Here is a 2829-nt window from a genome sequence, read left to right as displayed (position 1 = left end):
ATGCCGTCCTCAATGAATTTCTTGGCATTATCCCAGGCACCACCGCCGCTTGTCATGGCTGTTGCCTGGAAAAGCCCTGTAATAATACTTCCGATAAGAACTCCACCGAGGGCCTCCCTGCCTAAAAGAAAACCGACGATTATCGGTGCTGCAACTGGAATAAGGGCAGGAACCATCATCTGCTTGATTGCACCCTTTGTAACGATATCAACACACCTGCCATACTCAGGTTTACCTGTGCCCTCCATAATTCCCTTTATCTCACGGAACTGTCTCCTCACCTCTTCCACTACTCCACCAGCAGCCTTTCCAACTGCCTCCATAAGGAGTGAGCCAAAATAATAAGGCAGGAGACCGCCAATAAAAAGACCTGCTAATACCTTTGGATTCGCAAGTTCAAATGACATGCTTGTTCCAAAAGACCTTGAGTATTCTGCAAAAAGCACAAGTGCAGCAAGACCAGCAGAGCCAATGGCAGATCCTTTTGTAACTGCCTTAGTTGTATTTCCAACTGCATCGAGGGGGTCAGTAATTGCACGGATCTCTTTAGGAAGCTCCGCCATCTCGGCAATGCCTCCGGCATTATCTGTAATTGGCCCGTATGAGTCAATAGCAACAACAATGCCTGTCATAGAGAGCATCGAGACCGCTGAAAGTGCTATTGCGAAAAGACCTCCTCCAGGATTACCGCTAAAACCACCGCCTAATGCATACGCACCGAGGATTGCTGCAACGATGACTATAACAGGCATACCTGTTGACTTCATACTAACCGCAAGGCCTGCAATGACATTCGTGCCGTGGCCTGTCTGGCTTGCAGATGCGATATGTTTAACCGGGGCGAAGCTCTTTGATGTGAAGTATTCTGTAATCATAACTATCAACCATGTAAGTGCAAGCCCTATCAATGCAGTTAGAAAAACGCTTCCTGCAGTGAAGACACCTGCATCTTTGCCGGATAGACCTGCAATAAACTTATTAGATACAAAATAGAAGGCAATTGCAGCGAGGACCCCTGAGACTGCAAGCCCTTTATAAAGGGCACCCATTATATATTGCTTTTTGCCGAGACGAACAAAATATGTGCCGATAACAGAGGCAACAATAGAGATACCTCCTAAGAGCATTGGGAACTGAACCCATTTGCTATTGTATCCAAAGATTGTCCCTGCTAAAAGCATTGCTGCAACAAGTGTAACTACATAGGTCTCGTAAAGGTCAGCAGCCATACCAGCACAGTCGCCAACATTATCGCCCACATTGTCTGCAATAACAGCAGGGTTTCTCGGGTCGTCCTCTGGAATTCCTGCCTCGACCTTACCAACAAGGTCTGCTCCAACATCTGCTGCCTTTGTATAGATGCCACCTGCAATACGGGCAAAGACGCTCATTAAGGAGCCTCCGAATCCAAGGCCCACAAGGGCGTGGAATGCCTTTTTTGCTTCAGGCTCTGCAGAGGTAACAATAAAATAGAAACCTGCAATGCTGATCAAAGCCAATCCAACTACCACCATACCTGTAACAGAGCCGCCCTTGAAGGCAAGCTTTAGTGCCTCATTAAGTCCTTTCCCTGCAGCCTGTGCTGTGCGGACATTAGCCCTCACACTAACCATCATGCCGATATAGCCGGCAAGTGCAGAACCAACTGCACCGATTGCAAAACCTATTGCTGTCCATGTGCCGAGAAAAAACAGCAGGACAAATACAACAACTCCAACCATTGCAACTGCCTTATACTCACGGGCAAGAAAGGCTGTTGCACCTTCCCTCACCGCATCAGAAATCTTCTTCATGCGGTCTGTTCCTGCATCCTGCTTTGATACCCATGCTGCAGTTATCAGTGCATAAGCAACACCAACAATACCGCAGATTAAGGCAAAAAGAATAATCCCGCTCATTTATTTTCCTCCTCTGTTTAAGTTAATTTTTCTAAGCATATTTAGACCGCTATATCCCTGTTAGTCATCTTGGAGTAAGCAATTGCCAGTGTCCTGTAACCCATATGTGCAAGCTTTGAATACGGGAAATATACAATAGTGTAAAAGACAAAAAGGAGATGGGCAAAATACATGGGATATGCGAGAGATGCTATGCCTGCCAGCCTGATAAGCTCTGTAAGAATACCTGTAACACAGAGAAGCAGTATCATAATAGCAAAGGTCCAGTCAAAGGATGAGTTTTTTGATATAAACCCTTTGTCCTTCAATCTATTAAATATCAGTATACCTGCACCTATAAGCAGTGCGAAAGCACTTATATTCGCGAGCCACTTCATTGGGTCAGACAATGGAATGGGGGAATTAATCTTTGGGACATAATAGTAATAGGTTATCCAGACCGTTGTTATAAATAGACCTATAACGGCATAAAACACCAGCATGTGCATAATTCTACGGTCAACATTAGGCCCGCACTTTGCAAATCTTGAGTGTTTGAGAAACTCTAAGAGCGTCTCTATAATGGCCGGAACAAAACCCTTTGAATAAGATTGCCCGTTGCCTTTGCTCATACTGTTCCAGAAACGGGCCAGACTCGCAAGATAGGCAATACCTGCAAGGCCAACAGCACTTATAAATATTATCTCTATATAAGTTATGGGGAAAAACTTTGAATAAACTATATCACCTTCAGGGATACGGAGGTGGCCGGTCAATCCAAGCACTATTAAAAAGAGTATAAAGGGTATTGCCAGTGCCAGGAGCGTCATGCTGGGTTTTGCGACTATCTTTCCCATAAAGGCAGGAATCGAATTTTCCTCTATGAACTTCTGCCTTATTGTCGAAAACACATCACCTGGCCTTGCACCGCGGGGGCAGTACTTTGTACAGT

2 protein-coding genes are annotated in these 2829 nt (G+C 45.3%); both read right to left on the bottom strand.

Going from position 1 to position 2829, the window contains the following annotated elements; translation table 11 throughout:
- Positions 1 to 1898: sodium-translocating pyrophosphatase (locus HZC12_00820; GenBank protein MBI5025277.1), on the bottom strand; the 1898-nt coding region annotated here is incomplete at its 3' end.
- A gap of 41 nt (positions 1899 to 1939) precedes the next feature.
- Positions 1940 to 2829, bottom strand: an 890-nt coding sequence (locus tag HZC12_00815; GenBank protein MBI5025276.1) for a heterodisulfide reductase, incomplete at its 5' end; no start/stop codon positions are given.

The sequence above is a fragment of the Nitrospirota bacterium genome, assembly GCA_016214385.1.
GTDB lineage: Bacteria > Nitrospirota > Thermodesulfovibrionia > UBA6902 > JACROP01 > JACROP01.
The sequence above is the reverse complement of the archived record's forward strand: the minus strand, read 5'-3'. Positions and strand labels throughout refer to the sequence as shown.